17 protein-coding genes are annotated in these 19,854 nt (G+C 63.2%); 10 read left to right on the forward strand and 7 right to left on the reverse strand.

Going from position 1 to position 19,854, the window contains the following annotated elements:
• The first annotated feature begins 200 nt into the window (after positions 1 to 200).
• The 8 genes from secA to BHD08_RS04795 all read left to right on the forward strand — a co-directional run bounded on the left by secA (position 201) and on the right by BHD08_RS04795 (position 10,426).
• Positions 201 to 2,942, forward strand: coding sequence for a preprotein translocase subunit SecA (gene secA / locus BHD08_RS04760; RefSeq protein WP_125021475.1), 2,742 nt, complete (start codon positions 201 to 203; stop codon positions 2,940 to 2,942).
• Between the two features lie 114 nt (positions 2,943 to 3,056).
• A complete protein-coding gene (gene argJ / locus BHD08_RS04765; RefSeq protein WP_003284766.1) occupies positions 3,057 to 4,274 on the forward strand; it encodes a bifunctional glutamate N-acetyltransferase/amino-acid acetyltransferase ArgJ in 1,218 nt (405 codons plus the stop codon).
• Between the two features lie 123 nt (positions 4,275 to 4,397).
• A complete protein-coding gene (locus BHD08_RS04770) occupies positions 4,398 to 5,030 on the forward strand; it encodes a glutathione S-transferase family protein (protein WP_011914251.1) in 633 nt (210 codons plus the stop codon).
• Positions 5,027 to 5,968 carry a Nudix family hydrolase gene (locus BHD08_RS04775; protein ID WP_125021005.1) on the forward strand — a complete coding sequence of 314 codons (942 nt, stop codon included), beginning with the start codon at positions 5,027 to 5,029 and terminating at the stop codon, positions 5,966 to 5,968. The genes BHD08_RS04770 and BHD08_RS04775 overlap by 4 nt, the downstream gene beginning before the upstream one ends.
• Positions 5,969 to 6,136: 168 nt before the next feature.
• Complete coding sequence (gene ahpC, locus BHD08_RS04780) at positions 6,137 to 6,700, forward strand: alkyl hydroperoxide reductase subunit C (protein WP_003284760.1); 564 nt, start codon at positions 6,137 to 6,139, stop codon at positions 6,698 to 6,700.
• Between the two features lie 120 nt (positions 6,701 to 6,820).
• Positions 6,821 to 8,383, forward strand: a complete 1,563-nt coding sequence (gene ahpF / locus BHD08_RS04785) for an alkyl hydroperoxide reductase subunit F (protein ID WP_125021006.1) — start codon at positions 6,821 to 6,823, stop codon at positions 8,381 to 8,383.
• Between the two features lie 152 nt (positions 8,384 to 8,535).
• A complete protein-coding gene (locus BHD08_RS04790) occupies positions 8,536 to 9,663 on the forward strand; it encodes a DUF3182 family protein (RefSeq protein ID WP_125021477.1) in 1,128 nt (375 codons plus the stop codon).
• Positions 9,650 to 10,426: a S9 family peptidase gene (locus tag BHD08_RS04795; protein WP_023444093.1), complete on the forward strand. Its 777-nt coding sequence runs from the start codon at positions 9,650 to 9,652 to the stop codon at positions 10,424 to 10,426. The genes BHD08_RS04790 and BHD08_RS04795 overlap by 14 nt, the downstream gene beginning before the upstream one ends.
• 63 nt (positions 10,427 to 10,489) lie before the next feature.
• On the opposite strand, the gene BHD08_RS04800 is transcribed toward BHD08_RS04795, so the two are convergent.
• Genes BHD08_RS04800 through BHD08_RS04820 form a run of 5 tightly spaced genes read right to left on the reverse strand, consistent with a single transcriptional unit; the run spans position 10,490 to position 16,059 of the window.
• Positions 10,490 to 11,518, reverse strand: a complete 1,029-nt coding sequence (locus BHD08_RS04800; RefSeq protein WP_177412639.1) for an ion transporter — start codon at positions 11,516 to 11,518, stop codon at positions 10,490 to 10,492.
• The gene (locus tag BHD08_RS04805) at positions 11,511 to 12,101 is read right to left on the reverse strand and encodes a cob(I)yrinic acid a,c-diamide adenosyltransferase (RefSeq protein ID WP_023444095.1); all 591 of its coding nucleotides are present in this window, start codon (positions 12,099 to 12,101) and stop codon (positions 11,511 to 11,513) included. The genes BHD08_RS04800 and BHD08_RS04805 overlap by 8 nt, the downstream gene beginning before the upstream one ends.
• A gap of 16 nt (positions 12,102 to 12,117) precedes the next feature.
• Positions 12,118 to 14,133, reverse strand: coding sequence for an ATP-binding protein (locus BHD08_RS04810; RefSeq protein ID WP_023444096.1), 2,016 nt, complete (start codon positions 14,131 to 14,133; stop codon positions 12,118 to 12,120).
• Positions 14,134 to 14,179: 46 nt separating this feature from the next.
• Entirely contained in the window at positions 14,180 to 15,091 is a 912-nt protein-coding gene (locus BHD08_RS04815; RefSeq protein ID WP_125021008.1) for a putative 2-dehydropantoate 2-reductase, read from the reverse strand.
• 2 nt (positions 15,092 to 15,093) lie between these two features.
• Positions 15,094 to 16,059: a response regulator gene (locus BHD08_RS04820; RefSeq protein ID WP_014819368.1), complete on the reverse strand. Its 966-nt coding sequence runs from the start codon at positions 16,057 to 16,059 to the stop codon at positions 15,094 to 15,096.
• Between the two features lie 157 nt (positions 16,060 to 16,216).
• Between BHD08_RS04820 and BHD08_RS04825 the strand changes: the two genes are divergently transcribed.
• Together BHD08_RS04825 and BHD08_RS04830 are read left to right on the forward strand one after the other, a co-directional pair.
• The gene (locus tag BHD08_RS04825; RefSeq protein WP_125021009.1) at positions 16,217 to 16,696 is read left to right on the forward strand and encodes a YajQ family cyclic di-GMP-binding protein; all 480 of its coding nucleotides are present in this window, start codon (positions 16,217 to 16,219) and stop codon (positions 16,694 to 16,696) included.
• Between the two features lie 90 nt (positions 16,697 to 16,786).
• The gene (locus BHD08_RS04830; protein ID WP_106157841.1) at positions 16,787 to 17,611 is read left to right on the forward strand and encodes a mechanosensitive ion channel family protein; all 825 of its coding nucleotides are present in this window, start codon (positions 16,787 to 16,789) and stop codon (positions 17,609 to 17,611) included.
• Between the two features lie 48 nt (positions 17,612 to 17,659).
• Here the strand turns inward: BHD08_RS04830 and BHD08_RS04835 are convergent, their stop codons facing one another.
• Entirely contained in the window at positions 17,660 to 19,360 is a 1,701-nt protein-coding gene (locus tag BHD08_RS04835; RefSeq protein ID WP_125021010.1) for an AmpG family muropeptide MFS transporter, read from the reverse strand.
• A 38-nt stretch (positions 19,361 to 19,398) separates the two neighbouring features.
• Complete coding sequence (locus tag BHD08_RS04840; protein ID WP_125021011.1) at positions 19,399 to 19,758, reverse strand: MGMT family protein; 360 nt, start codon at positions 19,756 to 19,758, stop codon at positions 19,399 to 19,401.
• Between the last annotated feature and the right edge of the window lie 96 nt (positions 19,759 to 19,854).

Genomic DNA, 19,854 nt, shown 5'->3' on the forward strand with positions numbered 1-19,854 from the left:
GCTGCGCAAAGGCCCTGTCTAGAGGGTTTATCGCCTGCCAGCTGCGAATATACAGGTACCCGGTAGCGCGTCCGTTGCGTCATGGTGCTGCGCAGTCAGGCACCTTTCCTCACTGCCGTTTCCGAGTAGAATGGCCCCTTTGCACGCAGCCGTGACCTCGCGGACGTGCCTCCATCCCCAGCATGGAAGTCTTTGTCGATATGTTTGCGCCTTTATTGAAGAAACTCTTTGGAAGCAAGAATGAGCGTGAGGTCAAACGCATGCTCAAGGCGGTGCAGTCCGTCAATGCCCTCGAAGAGCAGATGCTGTCGCTCTCCGACGAGCAACTGCGCAGCAAGACCGAAGAGTTCAAGGCCCGTCTCGAGAAAGGCGAAACCCTCGATCAGATCCTCCCCGAAGCATTCGCCGTCTGCCGCGAAGCGGGCAAGCGCGTCATGGGCATGCGCCACTTCGATGTGCAGCTGATCGGTGGCATGACCCTGCACGAAGGGCGCATCGCCGAGATGCGTACCGGTGAAGGCAAGACCCTGGTGGCAACCCTGGCCGTTTACCTCAATGCGCTGGCCGGCAAAGGTGTGCACGTAGTCACGGTCAACGACTACCTGGCGCGACGCGATGCCAACTGGATGCGCCCGCTGTACGAATTCCTCGGCCTCTCGGTCGGCATCGTCACCCCGTTCCAGCCGCCGGAAGAAAAGCGCGCTGCCTACGCAGCCGACATTACCTATGGCACCAACAACGAGTTCGGCTTCGACTACCTGCGTGACAACATGGCGTTCAGCCTGCAGGAAAAGAACCAGCGCGAACTCAACTTCGCCGTAATCGACGAAGTCGACTCCATTCTGATCGATGAAGCGCGCACACCGCTGATCATTTCCGGGCAGGCTGAAGACAGCTCCAAGCTTTACCAGCAGATCAACCTGCTCATTCCACGCCTTACCCAGCACATCGAGGAAGAGGAGGGAGTCGTTACTCAGGAAGGGCATTTCTCCATCGATGAGAAAACCCGCCAGGTCGAGCTGAACGAACAGGGTCACCAGTATATCGAGGAGCTGCTGACCCAAGCCGGTCTGCTGGCCGAGGGCGAAAGCCTCTATTCGGCGCATAACCTCGGTTTGCTGACACATGTGTATTCTGGCCTGCGTGCCCACAAGCTGTTCCATCGCAACGTCGAATACATCGTGCAGAACAACCAGGTGCTGCTGATCGACGAGCACACCGGCCGCACCATGCCGGGCCGCCGCCTTTCCGAAGGTCTGCATCAGGCCATCGAAGCGAAGGAAGGGCTGCAGATCCAGCCCGAGAGCCAGACCCTGGCTTCGACCACCTTCCAGAACTACTTCCGCCTGTACAAGAAGCTGGCCGGCATGACCGGTACCGCCGACACTGAAGCGTTTGAATTCCAGCAGATCTACAACCTGCCGGTCGTGGTTATCCCGACCAATAGGCCGCTGGCGCGCAAGGACTTCAACGACCTGGTCTATCTGACCCAGGAAGAGAAGTTCGCCGCGATCATCTCCGACATCAAGGAGTGCCGGGAGCAGGGCCGTCCGGTGTTGGTCGGTACAGCCACCATCGAGTCCTCCGAATACGTGTCGCGCCTGCTGGAGGCCGAAGGTTTCGAGCACAAGGTGCTCAACGCCAAGCACCACGACAAGGAAGCCGAGATCATCGCCCAGGCCGGGCGCCCCGGTGCCGTGACCATCGCCACCAACATGGCCGGCCGTGGTACCGACATCCTGCTGGGCGGCAACTGGGAAGTGGAAGTCGCGGCGCTGGACAACCCGACCGAAGAACAGGTCGCGCAGATCAAGGCGGATTGGCAGAAGCGTCACCAGCAGGTCCTCGAGGCGGGCGGCCTGCACGTGATTGCATCCGAGCGTCATGAATCCCGTCGTATCGACAACCAGTTGCGCGGTCGTGCCGGTCGTCAGGGTGACCCGGGTTCGAGCCGTTTCTATCTGTCGCTGGAAGACAGCCTGATGCGCATCTTCGCCTCCGATCGGGTGAAGAACTTCATGAAGGCGCTGGGCATGGAGTCCGGCGAGGCCATCGAGCACCGCATGGTCACCAACGCCATTGAAAAGGCGCAGCGCAAGGTTGAAGGCCGCAACTTCGACATGCGCAAGCAGCTGCTCGAGTACGACGACGTGGCCAACGAGCAGCGCAAGGTGATCTACCACATGCGCAACAGCCTGCTCGCAGCCGATGAAATCGGCCAGACCATCGCCGAATTTCGCCAGGAAGCGCTGGACGCCGCGATCAGCGCGCACATCCCGCCGCAGTCGCTGCCGGAACAGTGGGATATCCCGGGCCTGGAGGCGGTGCTCTACAGCGATTTCGGTACGCGTCTGCCGGTCCAGCAGTGGCTCGACGAGGACGAAAAACTCTACGAGGAAACGCTGCGCGAGCGCATTCTCGAAGCGCTGCTGGCCGCCTACAACGAGAAGGAAGAGCTGGCTGGCGTCGAGGCACTGCGTTCCTTCGAGAAGCAGATCGTGCTGCGTGTGCTGGATGATCTGTGGAAAGACCACCTCTCAACCATGGACCACCTGCGTCACGGCATCCACCTGCGCGGCTACGCGCAGAAGAACCCGAAGCAGGAATACAAGCGCGAGTCCTTCACGTTGTTCCAGGACCTGCTCGAATCGATCAAGCGCGACAGCATCCGCGTGCTGTCCCATGTGCAGGTTCGTCGAGAAGACCCGGCCGAAGAGGAAGCCCGCCTGCGCCACGAAGCCGAAGAACTGGCCAAGCGCATGCAGTTCCAGCATGCCGAGGTGTCCGCGCTGGATCAGCCGGAGGAGGAGCCCGCAGAAGTCGAGGGCCAGCCAGACGTCGCCGTGGCGCCGGTGCGTACCGAGCCGAAGATCGGTCGCAACGAGCCTTGCCCGTGCGGATCGGGCAAGAAGTACAAGCATTGTCACGGGCAGGTTCAGTAAGTCCGACCTCGCCTGTTGATTCCGCGCCGCGACCGGCTTCTGCCGCTCGCGGCGTTTTTGTCGCAAACCCTTTCTTGGCCTGTTGGCCATCCATTGTTCTGAAGGAGCGCATCCATGGCTGTCGGTCTTGGTCCTTTACCTACCCTGCACCCGGTACCCGGTTTCGAACTCGGCATTGCTTCGGCCGGAATCAAGCGACCGGGGCGTAAGGACGTAGTGATCATGCGCTGTGCCGAGGGCTCCCGTGTCGCTGGAGTGACCACCACCAACGCCTTCTGCGCCGCCCCCGTGCTCGTCACGCGCGAGCGTATGCACGGACCGGTGCGTTACCTGCTGACTAACACCGGTAATGCCAATGCCGGAACCGGGCCGCAAGGTCTGGCCGACGCCCGCCACACCTGCGCGGCCCTTGCGGCCATCACCGGAAGCGACGAGACGGCCGTGCTGCCTTTCTCGACTGGCGTGATCGGCGAGCCGCTGCCGGTACAGAAGATCGAATCGGCGCTGCAGGCTGCGCTCGATGATCTGTCGCCTGATCATTGGGCAGAGGCCGCTACCGGCATCATGACCACCGATACGCTGCCCAAGGGTGCTAGCCGTCAGTTCCAGCACGATGGCGTGACGGTGACCGTCACCGGTATCAGCAAGGGCGCCGGGATGATCCGGCCGAACATGGCGACCATGCTTGGCTATATCGCCACCGATGCCAAGGTCGCCGGCAGCGTGTTGCAGGATCTGGTACGCGATGCGGCAAACAAGTCGTTCAACCGCATCACCATCGATGGTGACACCTCCACCAACGATTGCTGCATGCTGATCGCCACCGGCCAGGCGGCGCTGCCGGAGATCACCGAAGCTGCCGGCGAACTGTTCGGCAAGCTCAAGCAGGCTGTGCTGGAAGTGTTCATGGAAGTGGCTCAGGCCATCGTCCGCGACGGCGAAGGTGCGACCAAGTTCGTCACGGTGCAGGTCAACGGCGGTGGTAATCATCAGGAGTGCCTGGACGTCGCCTATGCCGTCGCGCATTCGCCGCTGATAAAGACTGCGCTGTTCGCCTCGGACCCGAACTGGGGCCGCATTCTCGCTGCGGTCGGCTATGCCGGCGTGCGAGACCTGGACGTGAGCAAGATCGATGTGTTCCTCGGCGAGGTCTGCATCGCCAGCCAGGGCGGGCGCTCGCCCAGCTACACGGAAGAGCAGGGCGCGGCAGTAATGGCCCGTGAGGAAATCACCATCCGTATCGAGCTCGGACGTGGAGATTGCAGCGAGACCATCTGGACCACCGATCTGTCCCACGAGTACGTGAAGATCAACGCCGAGTACCGGACCTGATCGAACCCTGCCCTTAGCTATTCCCGTTGCGCATGGCCCCATGTGCAACGGGAATTGCCATTTCCGCTTGCCGCGCTTTAACGTCCGCTGACTCTTCCGAAGGCAACTCGAGGTGCATCGGTCATGGCTCTGCAATTGGTAATCGGCGACAAGAACTACTCATCCTGGTCGCTGCGCGCCGCCCTGGCTGTAGAACTGTCCGGCGCTGCGTGCGCGCAGGTTCCGGTCTCGCTCTATCGGCCGGACAGCCGAGCCCGGCTGCTGGCTTACTCGCCGACCGGCAAGGTGCCGGTACTGCTAACCGAGGACGGCCCGGTGTGGGATTCGTTGGCAATCGCCGAATACCTGGCCGAGCATTTCCCCAATGCACACCTCTGGCCACGCGAGCGCTATGCGCGCGCATTGGCGCGAAGTATCTGCGCGGAGATGCACAGTGGCTTTCAGGCGCTGCGCAGTCATCTGCCGATGGATATGGCGCGTGATCAGGCCTTGCCCGAGCTACCCGAGGCAGTGCGGGCAGACGTCGAGCGAATCTGCGCTATCTGGAGCGATTGCCGCGAGCGCTTTGGCCAGAGCGGTGATTATCTATTTGGCCAACCAGGCATCACTGATGCGTTCTATGCCCCGGTGGCTTCCCGCCTGCGAAGCTATCGAGTGGCACTGCCGGCGGTTGCAGCGAGCTACGTCGAGACTATCCATCAGTGGCCGGCTTTTCAGCGCTGGCATCAGAGCGCCCTGCAGGAAGTGCGAAAGTGAAACGAATCCATGTAGCCGCAGCCGTCATTCGTGGCGCCGACGCGCGCGTGCTTATCGCAAAGCGTCCGCTCGAAAAACACCAGGGAGGATTGTGGGAATTTCCCGGCGGCAAGGTCGAGGCTGATGAGCGCGTCGAGGCGGCGCTGGCGCGTGAGTTGCTGGAGGAGCTGGGCATCGTCGTTACCGCGGCGCAGCCGTTGATCCAGGTGCGCCACGATTATCCGGACAAGCAAGTGCTGCTCGATGTCTGGGAGGTGCAGGCGTTTACCGGTGAACCCCACGGGGCGGAAGGCCAACCGCTGATGTGGGTGACGGCGGATCAGCTGACGAACTACAGCTTCCCGGCTGCGAATCAGCCGATCGTCGCGGCTGCGCGCTTGCCGCACCGCTACCTGATAACGCCGGATGGCATCGCCCCACAACGGTTGCTCGAAGGACTGGCGCGAGCGCTGGATGACGGCATACGGCTGATCCAGCTGCGCGTGCCGTCGCTACCGTCTGCCGACTACCGTGCAATGGCGGAGCGGGCGCTGGCCTTGTGCGAGGGGCGGGCTCAGCTGATGCTCAAGGGCCCGCTACAGTGGGCATGCGACTATCCCGAGGCAGGCTGGCATCTGACCGCTGGGCAGCTGCGAGAGCATGCGGGGCGGGAACGACCGATCGCGGCGAGCCGCTGGTTGGCGGCGTCCTGTCACGATGCCGTGGAGCTGGCGCTGGCGGCCGCATTGGGAGTAGATTTCGTCACGCTGTCGCCAGTGCTGGCGACAGCCAGCCATCCGGATGCCTCACCGTTGGGCTGGCCGCAGGTCGCGGATTTACTGCTAGGCTTCGACCGCCCGGCCTACCTGTTGGGCGGACTTCAGGCATCCGACCTGTCCGCGGCACGCCAGGCCGGTGCGCAGGGTGTCGCTGCGATTCGAGCGTTCTGGCCGGATTGAACCGCTGGCGCTGATGCAGGTCACTGGCGATGCTGCTGTAAACCCGATAAATGTGTCTTCGATAGATGAAAGCAATCGCGGTCATTCCCTTAATCAATTAACGGTATGCTGCTGACTGCGTTATCGTAGGCCCCGTTAAGTTTCTGAACCCCCTAAAGGAGTTAGCAGATGTCGCTGATCAACACTCAAGTTCAACCCTTCAAAGTCAATGCCTTCCACAATGGCAAGTTCATCGAAGTCACCGAAGAATCCCTGAAGGGCAAGTGGTCCGTGCTGATCTTCATGCCGGCTGCCTTCACCTTCAACTGCCCGACTGAAATCGAAGACGCAGCCAACAGCTACGCCGAATTCCAGAAGGCCGGTACCGAGGTTTACATCGTCACCACCGACACCCATTTCTCGCACAAGGTCTGGCATGAAACTTCCCCTGCCGTTGGCAAGGCGCAGTTCCCGCTGATCGGTGACCCGACTCACCAGCTGACCCGCGCTTTCGGTGTGCACATCGAAGAAGAAGGTCTGGCTCTGCGTGGCACCTTCCTGATCAACCCGGAAGGCGTGATCAAGACCGTCGAGATTCATTCCAACGAGATCGCTCGTGACGTGTCGGAAACTCTGCGCAAGCTGAAAGCCGCTCAGTACACCGCCGCTCACCCGGGTGAAGTTTGCCCGGCCAAGTGGAAAGAAGGCGAGAAGACCCTGGCTCCTTCGCTGGACCTGGTCGGCAAGATCTAAGGCTTCGCCTATCTGCCCTGCGTGCTCGAGGGCTTTTCAAAGCCCTCTGGCAACCCAACGCCTGGACGCGAACCGTCCGGGCGTTTTATTTCCTGAATTCCGTACGGGGTACCGCTGCTCATGTTGGACACCAATCTCAAGACCCAGTTGAAAGCCTACCTGGAGAAGGTCACCCAGCCCTTCGAGATCGTCGCGTCCCTCGATGACGGCGAGAAATCCCGGGAAATGCTGAGCCTGCTGCAGGACATCGCCGGCCTCAGCGACAAGATCACCCTGAAGACCGATGGCAACGATGCACGCAGGCCGTCGTTCTCGCTCAACCGCATCGGCGGCAACATCAGCCTGCGCTTCGCCGGCATCCCCATGGGCCACGAATTCACCTCGCTGGTCCTGGCCCTGCTGCAGGTCGGCGGTCATCCGTCGAAGACTGCACCGGAAGTGATCGAGCAGATCAGGGCGCTGGATGGCGACTACAGCTTCGAAACCTACTTCTCGCTGTCCTGCCAGAACTGCCCGGACGTGGTTCAGGCGCTGAACCTGATGGCGGTGCTCAACCCGAACATCAAGCACGTCGCCATCGACGGCGCACTGTTCCAGGACGAAGTCGAAGCCCGTCAGATCATGTCGGTGCCGAGCATCTACCTCAACGGCGAGCTGTTCACCCAGGGTCGCATGAGTGAGGAAGAGATCCTCGCCAAGCTCGACACCGGCTCCAGCGCCCGTGACGCCGAGAAGCTCAAGGCCAAGGATGCCTTCGACGTGCTGGTCGTCGGTGGTGGCCCGGCCGGCGCCGCAGCGGCGATCTACGCCGCGCGCAAGGGCATCCGCACCGGCGTCGCCGCCGAGCGCTTCGGCGGTCAGGTGCTCGACACCATGGCCATCGAGAACTTCATCTCGGTGAAGGAAACCGAAGGCCCGAAACTGGCCCGCGCGCTGGAAGAGCACGTGCGCGAGTACGAGGTCGACATCATGAACCTGCAGCGCGCCAGCCAGCTGATTCCGGCGGGCGACGACGGCCTGCATCGCGTGCAGTTCGAAAACGGCGGCGAGCTCAAGGCCAAGACCCTGATCCTCGCCACCGGCGCGCGCTGGCGCGAAATGAACGTGCCCGGCGAGCAGGAATACCGCGGCCGTGGCGTCGCCTACTGCCCGCACTGCGACGGCCCGCTGTTCAAGGGCAAGCGCGTGGCGGTGATCGGCGGTGGCAACTCCGGCGTGGAGGCGGCCATCGACCTGGCCGGCATCGTCGCCCACGTGACCCTGCTGGAATTCGGCGAAGACCTGCGTGCCGACGCCGTGCTGCAGCGCAAGCTCAACAGCCTGTCCAACGTTCGCGTGCTGAAGATGGCGCAGACCACCGAGGTCAAGGGCGATGGCCAGAAGGTCACCGGTCTGGTCTACAAGGACCGCTCCAGCGAAGAAATGCACAGCATCGAGCTGGAAGGCATCTTCGTGCAGATCGGCCTGCTGCCCAACAGCGAATGGCTCAAGGGCACCCTGGAGCTGTCGCGCTTCGGCGAGATCATCGTCGATGCCAAGGGCCAGACCAGCATTCCCGGTGTGTTTGCTGCCGGCGACGTGACCACGGTGCCGTACAAGCAGATCGTGATCGCCGTCGGTGAAGGCGCCAAGGCCTCGCTGAGCGCCTTCGATCACCTGATCCGGTCGTCTGCGACGGCCTGAATCGAAGCGCAAAAAGAAGGGGAGCAGCCGCGAGGTTGCTCCCCTTTTTCGTTTCTGGCGCTCGGCGGGACGCTCAGTCAGAAGCGAACGCCTGCCGGCGCGCCGGGTCTCAGGACGTACATGCCGAGCAGTCCATGGAGCTGTCCACAACGATGATGAATGCGCAAACGCTGCAGAGCTCACGCCGGGTCGTGCTGACCTATGCCAACCGACCACGCGAGCCGCAGCACGAGAAGGTCGTCCACGCGGCCTTGGCCGAACGCCTGGCGACCTTGCTGGGGACGAGTTACGGCGGTGAGTACGATCCAACGCGTCGCTATGACGCCCATCCCTACCTGATACCGTCGGGCACCGTCGTCGGCCTCCGCGAAGCCCTGGAGCTGGGGCTGAACGAGGAGGGTGACCTGTTTGGTGGTGTCGTGCCGCAGGCCTTTGTCGAAACCAAAGCGATCACCCACCCGCTGGTGCGTCCGGACGCCGTGGCGCCGGTCGGCTGGTCGCGGGACTTCAGTACCCAGGTCAAGGGCAGCGTGCTGGCCGGCTACAGCGCCTTCAGCATCGAGGATGCGCGTGACGCCGGGCGGCGCCTTTTGCACGAAGGGCCGGTGCGGATCAAGCCGGTACGCGCCACGGGTGGCCGCGGGCAGCAGCGCGTCGATGATGCCGATACCCTCGATGAGGCCTTGTTTGCGCTCGATGAAAAGGAGCTGGCCCAGTACGGCCTGGTTCTGGAGGCGCATCTGGATCGCGTCATCACCTTCAGTGTCGGCCAGGTACGTGTCGGGGGCCGTCTGGCCAGTTACTACGGTACGCAGCGCCTGACTCGGGACAACGCGGGCAACGAGGTGTATGGCGGCTCGGATCTGGTGGTCGTCGATGGCGACTTCGAGGCGCTGATGGCCCTTGATCTGCCGGAGACGACTCGTCTGGCCGTGCGCCAGGCGCAGGTCTACGACGAGGCAGCCTCGGCCTGTTATCGGCATTTCTTCGCCTCGCGACGCAACTACGACATCGCCCAGGGCGTCGATGGCCGGGGCCGGTCACGTTCCGGCGTGCTCGAGCAATCCTGGCGTATCGGCGGTGCCAGCAGCGCTGAAGTGGCTGCCCTGGAAGTCTTCAGGCAAGGCACTTCGGCGCGCGCGGTGAAGGCGTCTTCGCTGGAGTTCTATGGGCGCGAGCAGAGCGTGCCGGCCGGTGCGCAAGTTCTGTATCGGGACGAGGACGCCGATGTGGGTTTCATCACCAAGTGTGTAACGGTGGAGGACTATGGCGACGCATAGCGAAATGGTGAACATCCTGGTGGGTGATGAGCATATCGCCGGGACCTTCCTCTCACCGCCGGAGAAGATGCCAGGCGTGCTGTTCGTACACGGTTGGGGTGGCAGCCAGCAGCGCGACCTGAACCGCGCGCGTGGTATCGCCGGGCTTGGTTGTGTCTGCCTGTCGTTCGATCTGCGCGGCCATGCGCAGACCCGCGCGCAACAGGAAACCGTGACGCGGGAGCAGAACCTCAATGATCTGCTCGCCGCTTACGATCTGCTGGCCCAGCACCCGCATATCGACCCCTCCGCGATTGCAGTGGTCGGCACCAGCTATGGCGGCTACCTCGCGGCGATTCTCACCGAGCTGCGTCCGGTGAAGTGGCTGGCCCTGCGCGTGCCGGCGCTGTACCGCGACGAGGAGTGGCAGGTGCCCAAGCGGCAGCTCGATCGCGACGTCCTCAACCAGCTGCGCAGCCGGCGCGTGCTACCGGACGAGAACCGCGCGTTGGCCGCCTGCGCGGCGTTTCGCGGCGACGTGCTGATCGTCGAATCCGAGCACGATACCTTCGTCCCGCACGAAACCATCATGAGCTATCGTGCCGCCTTCCACGGCACCCACTCCCTCACCCATCGCATCATCGACGGTGCCGACCATGCGCTGAGCAACGAGCGCTGCCAGGAGGCCTACACCTCGATTCTGGTGAACTGGGCGACCGAGATGATCATCGGCGCGCGTCTCGACGAAAAATCTCCTGAGGGCTTCAAGGCGGTCGACGAGTAGCAGGTCAGCACTCGCCTCCAACGGCCCTTGGGGCACGCAGCGGAGAGCACTGCGTCAGTCCGCTCACTCGGGATGTGTCGGTGGGGGCGTGGGGCCGACGAAACGACTCCAGCGGCGGTCGAGCACCTGCTGCTTGAGCACTTCGATGACGTCGACCAGCAGTTCTTCCAGCGCCAGGTCGGTATTTTTGTCCTGGTAGACCCAGGCATCGAAGAACTCGTCGGCGAGATTGCCGGCCAGTGCCTGGAACTGCGGGCCACGCATGCCTTCCACGGCGCCCTGCAGCAGCCGCGCGGCGATGTCGCTGAGTGCATCGTCGAGCGTGCTGGCCAGGCGGTTGCCCAGTGGCAGGCGCCGCAGATTGTGCATCTCGGGATTGTTCTGCAGCGCCTGGTGAATCAGTTGGCTGACATAACCTTCGATGGCGCCGCGATTGTCGCGGTAGCCGGTCTCCAGCATGTCCTGCAGGCGCCGCGAGATGTCGTTGAGCAAGCGCTGTTTGCGCGGCCGCACCACTTCCTGCAGCAGCCGGCGCGAAAGGTCGTCGCTGGCGCCGATCTCCTGCTGCAGGCGGCCGAACAGGCGCACCATCACCCGGTCGGAAAGCTCCTCGATCAGCAGGTAGTAATAACGGCTGAAAAGGCCGTAGATGGCCCAGCCGCGCATGTCGATCAGCCCCAGGCGCTGCAGGCGGATCAGCAGCGTGCCGACACGCAGTACGCGCAACCAGCGCAGCCCGGCCAGGGGAATGCAGCCGAGCACGTCATACCAGTGCGCGAACGGGTAGTAGTACCAGCGTGCATAGCGGCGCTCGAACAGTGCCACGGTCCAGCCGAGCAGCACGTCGAGGACGAAGATCGCGACGAAGCCCAGGTCGATGTACTGGAAGTTGGCGTGGACACTCTGCTGGTAACGCGCGTGCAGCTCTGGCACGAGGTCCGCCAGCACTGCGCTGACAGGCTGCAGGGCGAACAGGCTGTCGAACAGAATCAGCGACAGGTTGATGCACACCAACAGGACGATGAAGGCTTCCCAGGCGGCGTGCAGCTGGTCGCGACGGCGGGCCTGTCGCGCCACGACCGGCTCAGTCATCCGCGGCAGGTGAAGCAGCGGCTGGCTGCCAGAGTATTTCACCGCAACCCTGGCGCCGAGCGATCAAGCGAGCGGCGACGAACAGCGCATCGGAGAGCCGGTTCAGATAGGCCAGCAGCACCGGGCGTACCGTTTCGCTGGCATTGAGCTGCTGACAGCGACGCTCGGCAGTGCGCGTCATGCTGCGGCACAGGTGGGCGAGGGCGATCAGCCGGGAACCACCTGGCAGGATGAATTCCTTCAGCGGCCCGAGCTCCTGGTTCCAGCGATCGATGGCCTGTTCCAGCCGCTCGATTTCGTTGTCCTGCAGCGCCTGGTAGTCGGGCATCGCCAGCTCGCCGCCGAGGTCGAACAAACGGTGCTGGCAAGGCGCGAAAACGCTGATCAGCTCGTCGAGCGTTGGCCACTGCACCTGCGCATCGGCCAGTTCGGCCAGCAACAGGCCGAGCTGACTGTTGAGGGTGTCGACCTCGCCCATGGCCTCCACGCGAGGATGGTCCTTGGCAACCCGACGGCCGTCGCCGAGGCCGGTTTCGCCGCTATCGCCGGTGCGGGTGTAGATTTTCGACAGTCGATTGCCCATGTATCGGTTCCTTGGTTCAGGTCGCCATCTGCTCGCCGGGCGAGCTCAGCGGCAACCGCAGGGTGAACGTGGTGCCGTGGCCAGCTTGGCACTGCACCTCCATCTGCCCCTGATGGTTGTTGGTGATGATGAAATACGAGACGGAAAGACCCAGCCCGGTTCCCTGGCCGACTTCCTTGGTGGTGAAGAACGGCTCGAAGATGCGCTTGCGCACATTCTCCGGGATGCCGCCGCCGTTGTCCTCGACCTGAATTTCCGCCCACGGCGGATTCAGGCGCGTGCGCAGGATGATCTGTCCCGGCTCGTCGCTCTGATGGGTATGGATGGCCTGTGCAGCGTTCTTCAGCAGGTTGAGCAAGACCTGCTCCAGCTCGTTGCCGATGCACGGTACGCGGTCGATCCGCGGGTCGAAGTCACGAACGATATCGATGGCCTTGAAGTCGAAGCCTTCCATCAGGGCGAAGTCGTTTCCGGCGATCTCCAGTGCCTGATCGATCAGAACGGGCAACTGGCAGTCCGCCAGCTGACGGTTGCTCATGCGGCTGAAGCTGAGCATGTGGCTGACGATCTTCGCCGCGCGCGAGCCGGCCTGCTGGATACCATCGAGCAGCTGCGGCACTTCGCGGCGCTGTAGGTACTGGTTGACCGCTTCCAGGCGCACGCCGGTTTCCTCCGCGGCCTCGCGATTGCGCTCGAGCTCGGGCGAGAGCCGGCGGCGGATGTTCTGCGCGTTGTGCAGGATGGCGCCGAGAGGATTGTTGATCTCGTGGGCCATGCCGGCCGCGAGGCTGCCCACCGAGAGCATTTTCTCCGACTGCACCATCATTTCTTCCATGTTGATGCGCTGGGTGATGTCGTCGATGCGGATCACCACACCGCGGCCACCTGCGCCGGTCAGTGGGTAGCAGGTCAGCGCATAGTGGTGCGGCTCGTCGTTGCGCATCCAGGTCACCCGCTCGATCTTCGCCACCACGTGCTGTTCCGAAGTGCGGCGAATCTGCGCGAGAAACGGCTTGAGCGGCTCGAAGGCGACGAATACCGGCTGGTTGAGCGCGTCATCCAGCGGCGTTCCGGAAAGGGCGCTGGCTTCCTGGTTCCATTGGGTGACGTAGAGCTGTTCGTCGAGGGCGATAAGCGCCGAGGGCATCGAGTCGATGATGCTATTGAGGTATTTCTGGAAGCCGGTGAGCTTCTGTTCGATCTTGCTGCGCACCTGCACTTCCAGCTCCAGTTTACGGTTGGAGTGGCGCGTTTCCTCGGCCAGACCCTGGGCATGGTCGAAGGCTTCCTGGGCATCGTCACGGGCGCGCTTGAGCTGCTGCTCGCGTGCCTCCATGCGCGACAGCATGGTGTTGAAGGCATCGGCCAATCGGCCGATCTCGTCTTGGTTGCCGGGCTTGGCGCGCAGGGAATAGTCCTCCTCGCGGGTGACCTGGCGCGACAGCGCCTCCAGATCGCGAATCGGGCGGGTAATGAGCTGGCGGATCTGCCGCGCAACCAGGATCCACAGCAGCAGGCTGGCAACGAGAATGGCCAGGCTGGCGGTCAGCGTGCCGGTGTAGAAGGCGCCGGGCAGCTCGCTGCTGGCGACCATCAGCAGATGCCCGGCACTGCCATCGGCTTGCGGCAGCCTGACCAGCAGGTTGGCGCGAATCTCGCTGGCGCGCCAACGTTCGACATCGCTGAGCTGTTCCGGCAGACGCAATCGGTCGCCTTGCTGGAGTTGCGCGAGGCTGTTGCCGTCACGGTCGTAGATCATCGCCGCGCGCAGCGGTGCGTAGCCTTCGAGGCGCTTGAGCAATCTACTGGCGGCTTCCGGCGAAGACAGCGCCCGCGCGCTCAGTTCTTCGGTAGCGAATAGCTCGCCGAGGGTGTGCATGGCCTGCGGCGCGACGCTCTGCCGTGAAATCCAGTAGGCCGCGCTGATGAACGTCAGGTTGGAAACCAGCAGAACGGCGGCAAGCAGGACGAGCAGTGCCAGCAGCAGTTTACGGCCGACCGGAAGGTTTTCGAGGCGCTGACGCAGGATCATTGGCGGGACACGGCATAGCAGAGAGTTTCTGCAGGGTAGCTGCGGCTCAGTCCGTGGGCAATCCGCGCTGGCTCAGGTGTTCACGCAGGTGGCGATGCAGTTCGTGCAGCCGGGGTAGCGCGAGCCCCAGCGAGTCGGCGCTGCGGCAGGCATGGCCGAGCAGGTAGGCGATCTCGGTGCGCCGGCCGAGTCGAACGTCCTGATACATCGATGAATAGTTGGCCGCGGTGGCGTCGATCACCCGCAGTACCTCGCCTTGCAGATCGCTGGCCGCGGATGGCTGACCGCTGGCTTCGAGCAGTTCGACGAGTTCTTCGCACAGCTCGGCGAGCTGCTCGCGATGCTGCAGCAGCTCGCCATTACGGCAATCGTGGAGCACCGTCAGCGGATTGATCGCGCAGTTCAGTGCCAGCTTGCGCCAGAGCCGCGCGAGGATGTCGCTGGACCAGGTTTGCGGGATGCCCGCTCGGTTCAGTTCGTCCAGCCAGGCCGGTGCACTGCCGCCGTTCGAATCGCCCAGCCAGTTCTGCCCACGGCCGGCGAACACGACATGGAAATTGTCTTCTCGATAGGCCCCTTCGGTACTCGACACGAAGATGCAACGCGCCTGCGGCCAGCGTTCGGCGATCGCCTGCTGGCTGCCGAGGCCGTTCTGCAACAGGAGTATTTCGCAGCCAGAGGAGAGGCGGGACGCCACCTGAGCGATTGCGCCTTCGGCGTCGTAGGCTTTGCACGCGACCAGCAGGCGTTGGATCGGCGTGCTTGCATCAGGCAGTTCTGCCGGGATGGCGTAGAGCCGAGATAGATCGTCGGCAGTCAGCGTGAGCCCGCCGGCGCGCTGGTAATCGGCGAGGCGCTGGGCAGAGCGCAGGATTATCCGTACTGTTGCGCCCGCTTCAGCCAGGCGGGCCGCCCAGAGGCTGCCGAGTGCGCCTGCGCCGAGGACGTGCCAGCTCACCCTCAGGCCGACTGCTTCAGGCGCAACGGCACGATGCGGCCGGTGCTGTAGGCGCTCGGCAGCAGGGCGGCCGCGCGCTCGATGATGGTTTCAGGCGCGATCGGCAGCGCATCAGTGTCGAGGCTGATCAGACTGATGCCCGCCTTGATGGATACGAAACCCTCGCTGGTCTTCAGCGCCCTGAGATTCAGGCCTTCATGCAGGCGCTTGAAACTGCTCGGCGAACAACCCTTGAGATCGTTGACCAGGGCCAGCAGGCCGAACTGGCTTTCATTGATTCGGCACACGACATCCAGTGGGCGGACGAGCTGCTGCAGGCGTGTGCCGATGGCGCTGAGTATCTCCGCGTAGACCGCATCGCCATAGCGCTCGCGCAGCGCATCGGCGTCGGGCAGGCCGATCTGCAGGTAGTACAGCGCCGTGCCGCGGTTCTCCATCTGGCGCAGGCTGGCCGCCAGGCGCTGGTGCATGTAGCGGGCGTTGCCGAGATGGGTCTGCGGGTCCTGCAGGCTCTGCCCTTCGAGGCTCGCGACATTCTCTGCGAGCTGGTGATTCTCCTGCTTGAGCCGTTGCAGCGAGCCGCATAGACGGTCGGCGGCGAAGATGCGCGGCAACAGCTGCTCGTTCATCGCCGACTTGCTGATGAAGTCGTCAACGCCGTGGTCGAACGCCTGCCCCAGGGCGTTCTCGCTGTCACGGCCGGTGAGCAGGATGATGTAGCTGTAGTGCCCGCTCTGGGCGTCGCGCTGGCGAATCTGGCCGGTCAGCTCGAGGCCGTCCATTTCCGGCATCAGCCAGTCCGCCAGCAGGACATGCGCGGGGCGTTGCGAATGCTGCACCAGTGCGTCGGCGGCGCTGCTGGCAAAGCGGATATCCTGGTAGCCGGCCTTGCTCAGTGCGCGACCGATCATGACGCTGGAGAATTTGGCGTCATCGACGACGAGAATGCTCAGGAGAGGGTTGGGCATGGCAAGCTCAATCAATTGAATGGGGACGTCCTGTCACTCCTTGCCGTAGGGCGGGCGCTGACACGTCGAATCGTTATAATGACCGCGCTTTCTTAACCGTCAAGACATACGCGCTCGGCTCATGCGGCCAGTCGCGCTATACAGTGGAGGAATCCCCATGCCCTCGTTCGACGTGGTGTCCGAACTGGACAAGCACGAAGTCACCAACGCGGTCGATAACGCGATCAAGGAACTGGATCGTCGTTACGATCTGCGCGGCAAAGGCAGCTTCGAGCAAAAGGATCTGACCGTGCAGCTGACGGCGGACGCCGAGTTCCAATTGGAGCAGATGCTCGAGATCCTCAAGTTGAGCCTGGTCAAACGCAAGATCGATATCCAGTGCCTGGAGATCAAGGATGCCTACGCTTCCGGCAAGAGCACCAAGCAGGAAGTGGTGCTGCGCGAGGGCATCGACAAGGAGCTGGCGAAGAAGATCGTCGCCTACATCAAGGATGCCAAGCTCAAGGTGCAGGCCGCCATTCAGGGCGAGCAGGTGCGCGTCACCGGCAAGAAGCGCGACGACCTGCAGGAAGCCATCGCCCTGCTGCGTGGCCACGAATTCGGCATGCCGCTGCAGTTCAACAACTTCCGCGACTGATCCTGCCTCAGCGCCTCGGCGCGTGCCTTCATCCCCCGCTTTTCGTCGGTGCCCGTTCTCCGGGCACTGATGCCTTGAAGGAGTATCTCCATGGACCTCTCCGTCGACTACCTGGTCGATCTTTCCGAATCCTGGCTGCCCGTCGTGCTGCAATACGGCGCGCAGGTAACGCTGGCGCTGCTGACGTTTCTGTTCGGCTGGTGGCTGATCAACACCCTGACCGCCAAGGTCAGCAGCCTGCTGCAGCGCCGGCAGGTGGACCCGACCCTGCATGGCTTCATCGGCAGCCTGGCCAGCGTGGTGCTCAAGGTCCTGCTGCTGGTCAGCGTGGCGTCGATGATCGGCGTAGAAACCACATCCTTCATCGCGGTGATCGGCGCTGCCGGTCTGGCCATCGGCCTGGCGTTGCAGGGTAGCTTGGCGAACTTCGCTGGTGGTGTGCTGATCCTGCTGTTCCGTCCGTTTCGCGTTGGCGAGTGGATCGAGGCGCAAGGTATCGCGGGCACCGTCAACTCCATCCAGATATTTCATACGGTGCTCAAGACCGGCGACAACAAGACCGTGGTGGTGCCCAACGGGGCGCTGTCCAACGGGCACATCACCAACTTCTCCCGTGAGCCGCGGCGCCGTGCCGACATCAACATTGGCATCGACTACAGCAGCGACATCAAGCTGGCGCGCCAGGTATTGCTGGAGATTGCCGAGGACCCGCGGGTATTGCGCGAACCCGAGCCGGTGGTGTTCGTTACCGGGCTTGGCGACAGCTCGGTGAATCTGTCCCTGCGTGTCTGGGTGGCGACCGCTGATTTCTGGCCGGTGACCTTCAGCTTCACCGAGCAGGCCAAGGAGCGATTGACTGCCGCGGGCGTCGGAATCCCGTTCCCGCAGCGGGTAGTGCATCTGGTGCAGCGCTGATTCGACCTGCAGACAGAACGAAGCCGGCATCTGCCGGCTTCTTCGTTTTCAGCTGCGCTCCGAGGCGCCCTCGCGTACCCCGTCATCCGGTTGCCGTCGGCTCCGGGTCCACTGCCAGGCAATCAGCACCAGCGTCGGGATGCCCAGCAGGGCGGTGACCAGGAAGAAGTTGCTGTAGCCGAGGCTTTCGACCATCACGCCGGAATAGCCGCCAAGCAGGCGCGGCAACAGCAGCATCAGCGAGCTGAGCAAGGCATATTGCGTGGCGGAGAACTTCAGATTGGTCAGGCTCGACAGGTAGGCAACGAACGCGGTGGACGCCAGGCCGCCACTGAAGTTGTCGCAGGAAATGGTGACGATGAGCATCTGCAGGTTCGCACCCATCTCCACCAGCAGCATGAACATCAGATTGGTCGCCGCCGAGGCGACACCGCCGATGAAGAGGATCGGCAGGATGCTGAAGCGCACGATGAGCAAGCCGCCGAATGCGGCGCCAAGCAGTGTCATGACCAGACCGAACAGCTTGCTGACGCTGGCGATCTCGTCCTTGGAAAATCCCTGGTCGATGTAGAACACGTTGGCCATTACGCCCATCACCGTGTCCGACATGCGATAGGTGGCGATCAGTCCGAGCAGCAACAAGGCCTGCCAGCGGTAGCGGACGATGAAGTCGGTGATCGGCGTCAGCACCGGGCCCATCAGGATGCGCCCCGGTGCCGACAGGCAGCCCCAGCAGATCAGCAGGTACATGGTGCCGCGTGGCCAGTAGCCGCCCCAGTAGGACTGGAACATGCCCGTGGTGGAGACCATCAGGATGATCAGCACGATCACCGATACCGCCTGATGGGTGAAGTCGAAGCGTGTCGGCCGTTGGCGTTCCTTGGCTTGGCTGAAGATGTGCCGTACCGGGACGAACAGCGCCCGTCCTACCGGCGAAATCGTCCCGAGAATGAACAGCGCGTAGAGTGTCGCCCGTGGCCAGGCCTGAGCGATCAGTGCATTGATCATTGCCGGTACCGAGATCAGCAGCACCAAAAGCAGGCCGACTGCTGCCAGTTGATGGTTGAAGCTGAAGCGTGACGGCTCGTTGGGGAGCGGGATGCCTGCATCCGGCTCACGGATCACCAGGCTGGTGATCAGGCCGGGAACGATCAGCAGCGCAAAGACCAGATAGGTGGTGGTCCAGGCCGCCTGGTTGTAGTCGAGGCTGCTCGACCCCAGCCATTCGGCGAGGAACAGCGCGCCGGCGCTGGCCAGCAGCATGGCGATCCGGTAGCCGGTCATGTAGCTCGCGGCCAGGGTCGCCTGCAACTTGTCCTCGGCTATTTCCAGGCGGTACGCATCGATGGCGATGTCCTGGGTGGCCGAGGAGAAGGCCACCACCACCGCCAGCGCGATGAGCATGGTCAGGTTGTGCTGCGGATTGCACAACGCCATGCCGATCAGGCCGATGGCGATCAGCGCCTGCGACAGCACCAGCCATGAGCGCCGGCGGCCGAGGCTGCCGATCCAGGGCAGGCGCCACTGGTCGAGCATCGGCGACCAGACCCACTTGAAGGCATAGGCCAGACTGATCCAGCTGGCGAAACCGATGGTCTCCCGGGAAACGCCCGCTTCGCGCAGCCAGACCGACAGCGTGGAGAACACCAGTACAGCGGGAAGGCCCGCAGCGAAACCCAGCAACAGCAGGGCCAGCGTAGCGGGGCTGGCGTAGGCGGCTAGCGCATCGCGCCAGGTTTCACGGGACATACATCGAGGTTCTGTACAGTTCGGACGAAGGGCGCACTCTAACCGCTGTGCTCCGTCGAATGCCAGCCGTGCCGACGCAAGTCCACCCGGTCGTTGACGATGGAGAGCCCTTCGGCGCGCAGCCGCATGCGCTGCTCGTGTCCGGCGGCTGTGCCAGCTGGCAGGCTGAGGCGGCCGCCCGCGGCGATCACTCGGTGCCAGGGCAGGCTGGTGTCATCTGGCAGCTGTGACATCAGCCGGCCAACCCAGCGAGCAGCGCGGCCCAACCCGGCCATGGCAGCCAGTTCGCCGTAGCTGACGACCTTGCCGGGCGGAATCTGCGACATAACCAGGTAAACGGCAGCGCGCCGCGTTTCAGCGTCGGCAGAAGGCGGTAGCAGCGGTGCGTGGTCAATCATGCAGGAGGCTTCCGGATGATGTGAGAGCCGGCGGCAGCGAACTCGCGCTCCATTCGGCGGTCTGTGCTTGCTGTAGCTCAATGCATAGGGATAATG

Source organism: Pseudomonas sp. SCT (assembly GCF_003864275.1).
Taxonomy (GTDB): Bacteria; Pseudomonadota; Gammaproteobacteria; order Pseudomonadales; family Pseudomonadaceae; genus Stutzerimonas; species Stutzerimonas stutzeri_AE.

What these genes read in the sequence shown, in the direction of transcription:
- secA (WP_125021475.1), top strand. Translation starts at nt 201, where the DNA reads ATGTTTGCGCCTTTATTGAAGAAACTCTTTGGAAGCAAGAATGAGCGT.
- argJ (WP_003284766.1), top strand. Translation starts at nt 3,057, where the DNA reads ATGGCTGTCGGTCTTGGTCCTTTACCTACCCTGCACCCGGTACCCGGT.
- BHD08_RS04770 (WP_011914251.1), top strand. Translation starts at nt 4,398, where the DNA reads ATGGCTCTGCAATTGGTAATCGGCGACAAGAACTACTCATCCTGGTCG.
- ahpC (WP_003284760.1), top strand. Translation starts at nt 6,137, where the DNA reads ATGTCGCTGATCAACACTCAAGTTCAACCCTTCAAAGTCAATGCCTTC.
- ahpF (WP_125021006.1), top strand. Translation starts at nt 6,821, where the DNA reads ATGTTGGACACCAATCTCAAGACCCAGTTGAAAGCCTACCTGGAGAAG.
- BHD08_RS04790 (WP_125021477.1), top strand. Translation starts at nt 8,536, where the DNA reads ATGATGAATGCGCAAACGCTGCAGAGCTCACGCCGGGTCGTGCTGACC.
- BHD08_RS04795 (WP_023444093.1), top strand. Translation starts at nt 9,650, where the DNA reads ATGGCGACGCATAGCGAAATGGTGAACATCCTGGTGGGTGATGAGCAT.
- BHD08_RS04800 (WP_177412639.1), bottom strand. Translation starts at nt 11,518, where the DNA reads ATGACTGAGCCGGTCGTGGCGCGACAGGCCCGCCGTCGCGACCAGCTG.
- BHD08_RS04805 (WP_023444095.1), bottom strand. Translation starts at nt 12,101, where the DNA reads ATGGGCAATCGACTGTCGAAAATCTACACCCGCACCGGCGATAGCGGC.
- BHD08_RS04810 (WP_023444096.1), bottom strand. Translation starts at nt 14,133, where the DNA reads ATGATCCTGCGTCAGCGCCTCGAAAACCTTCCGGTCGGCCGTAAACTG.
- BHD08_RS04820 (WP_014819368.1), bottom strand. Translation starts at nt 16,059, where the DNA reads ATGCCCAACCCTCTCCTGAGCATTCTCGTCGTCGATGACGCCAAATTC.
- BHD08_RS04825 (WP_125021009.1), top strand. Translation starts at nt 16,217, where the DNA reads ATGCCCTCGTTCGACGTGGTGTCCGAACTGGACAAGCACGAAGTCACC.
- BHD08_RS04830 (WP_106157841.1), top strand. Translation starts at nt 16,787, where the DNA reads ATGGACCTCTCCGTCGACTACCTGGTCGATCTTTCCGAATCCTGGCTG.
- BHD08_RS04835 (WP_125021010.1), bottom strand. Translation starts at nt 19,360, where the DNA reads ATGTCCCGTGAAACCTGGCGCGATGCGCTAGCCGCCTACGCCAGCCCC.
- BHD08_RS04840 (WP_125021011.1), bottom strand. Translation starts at nt 19,758, where the DNA reads ATGATTGACCACGCACCGCTGCTACCGCCTTCTGCCGACGCTGAAACG.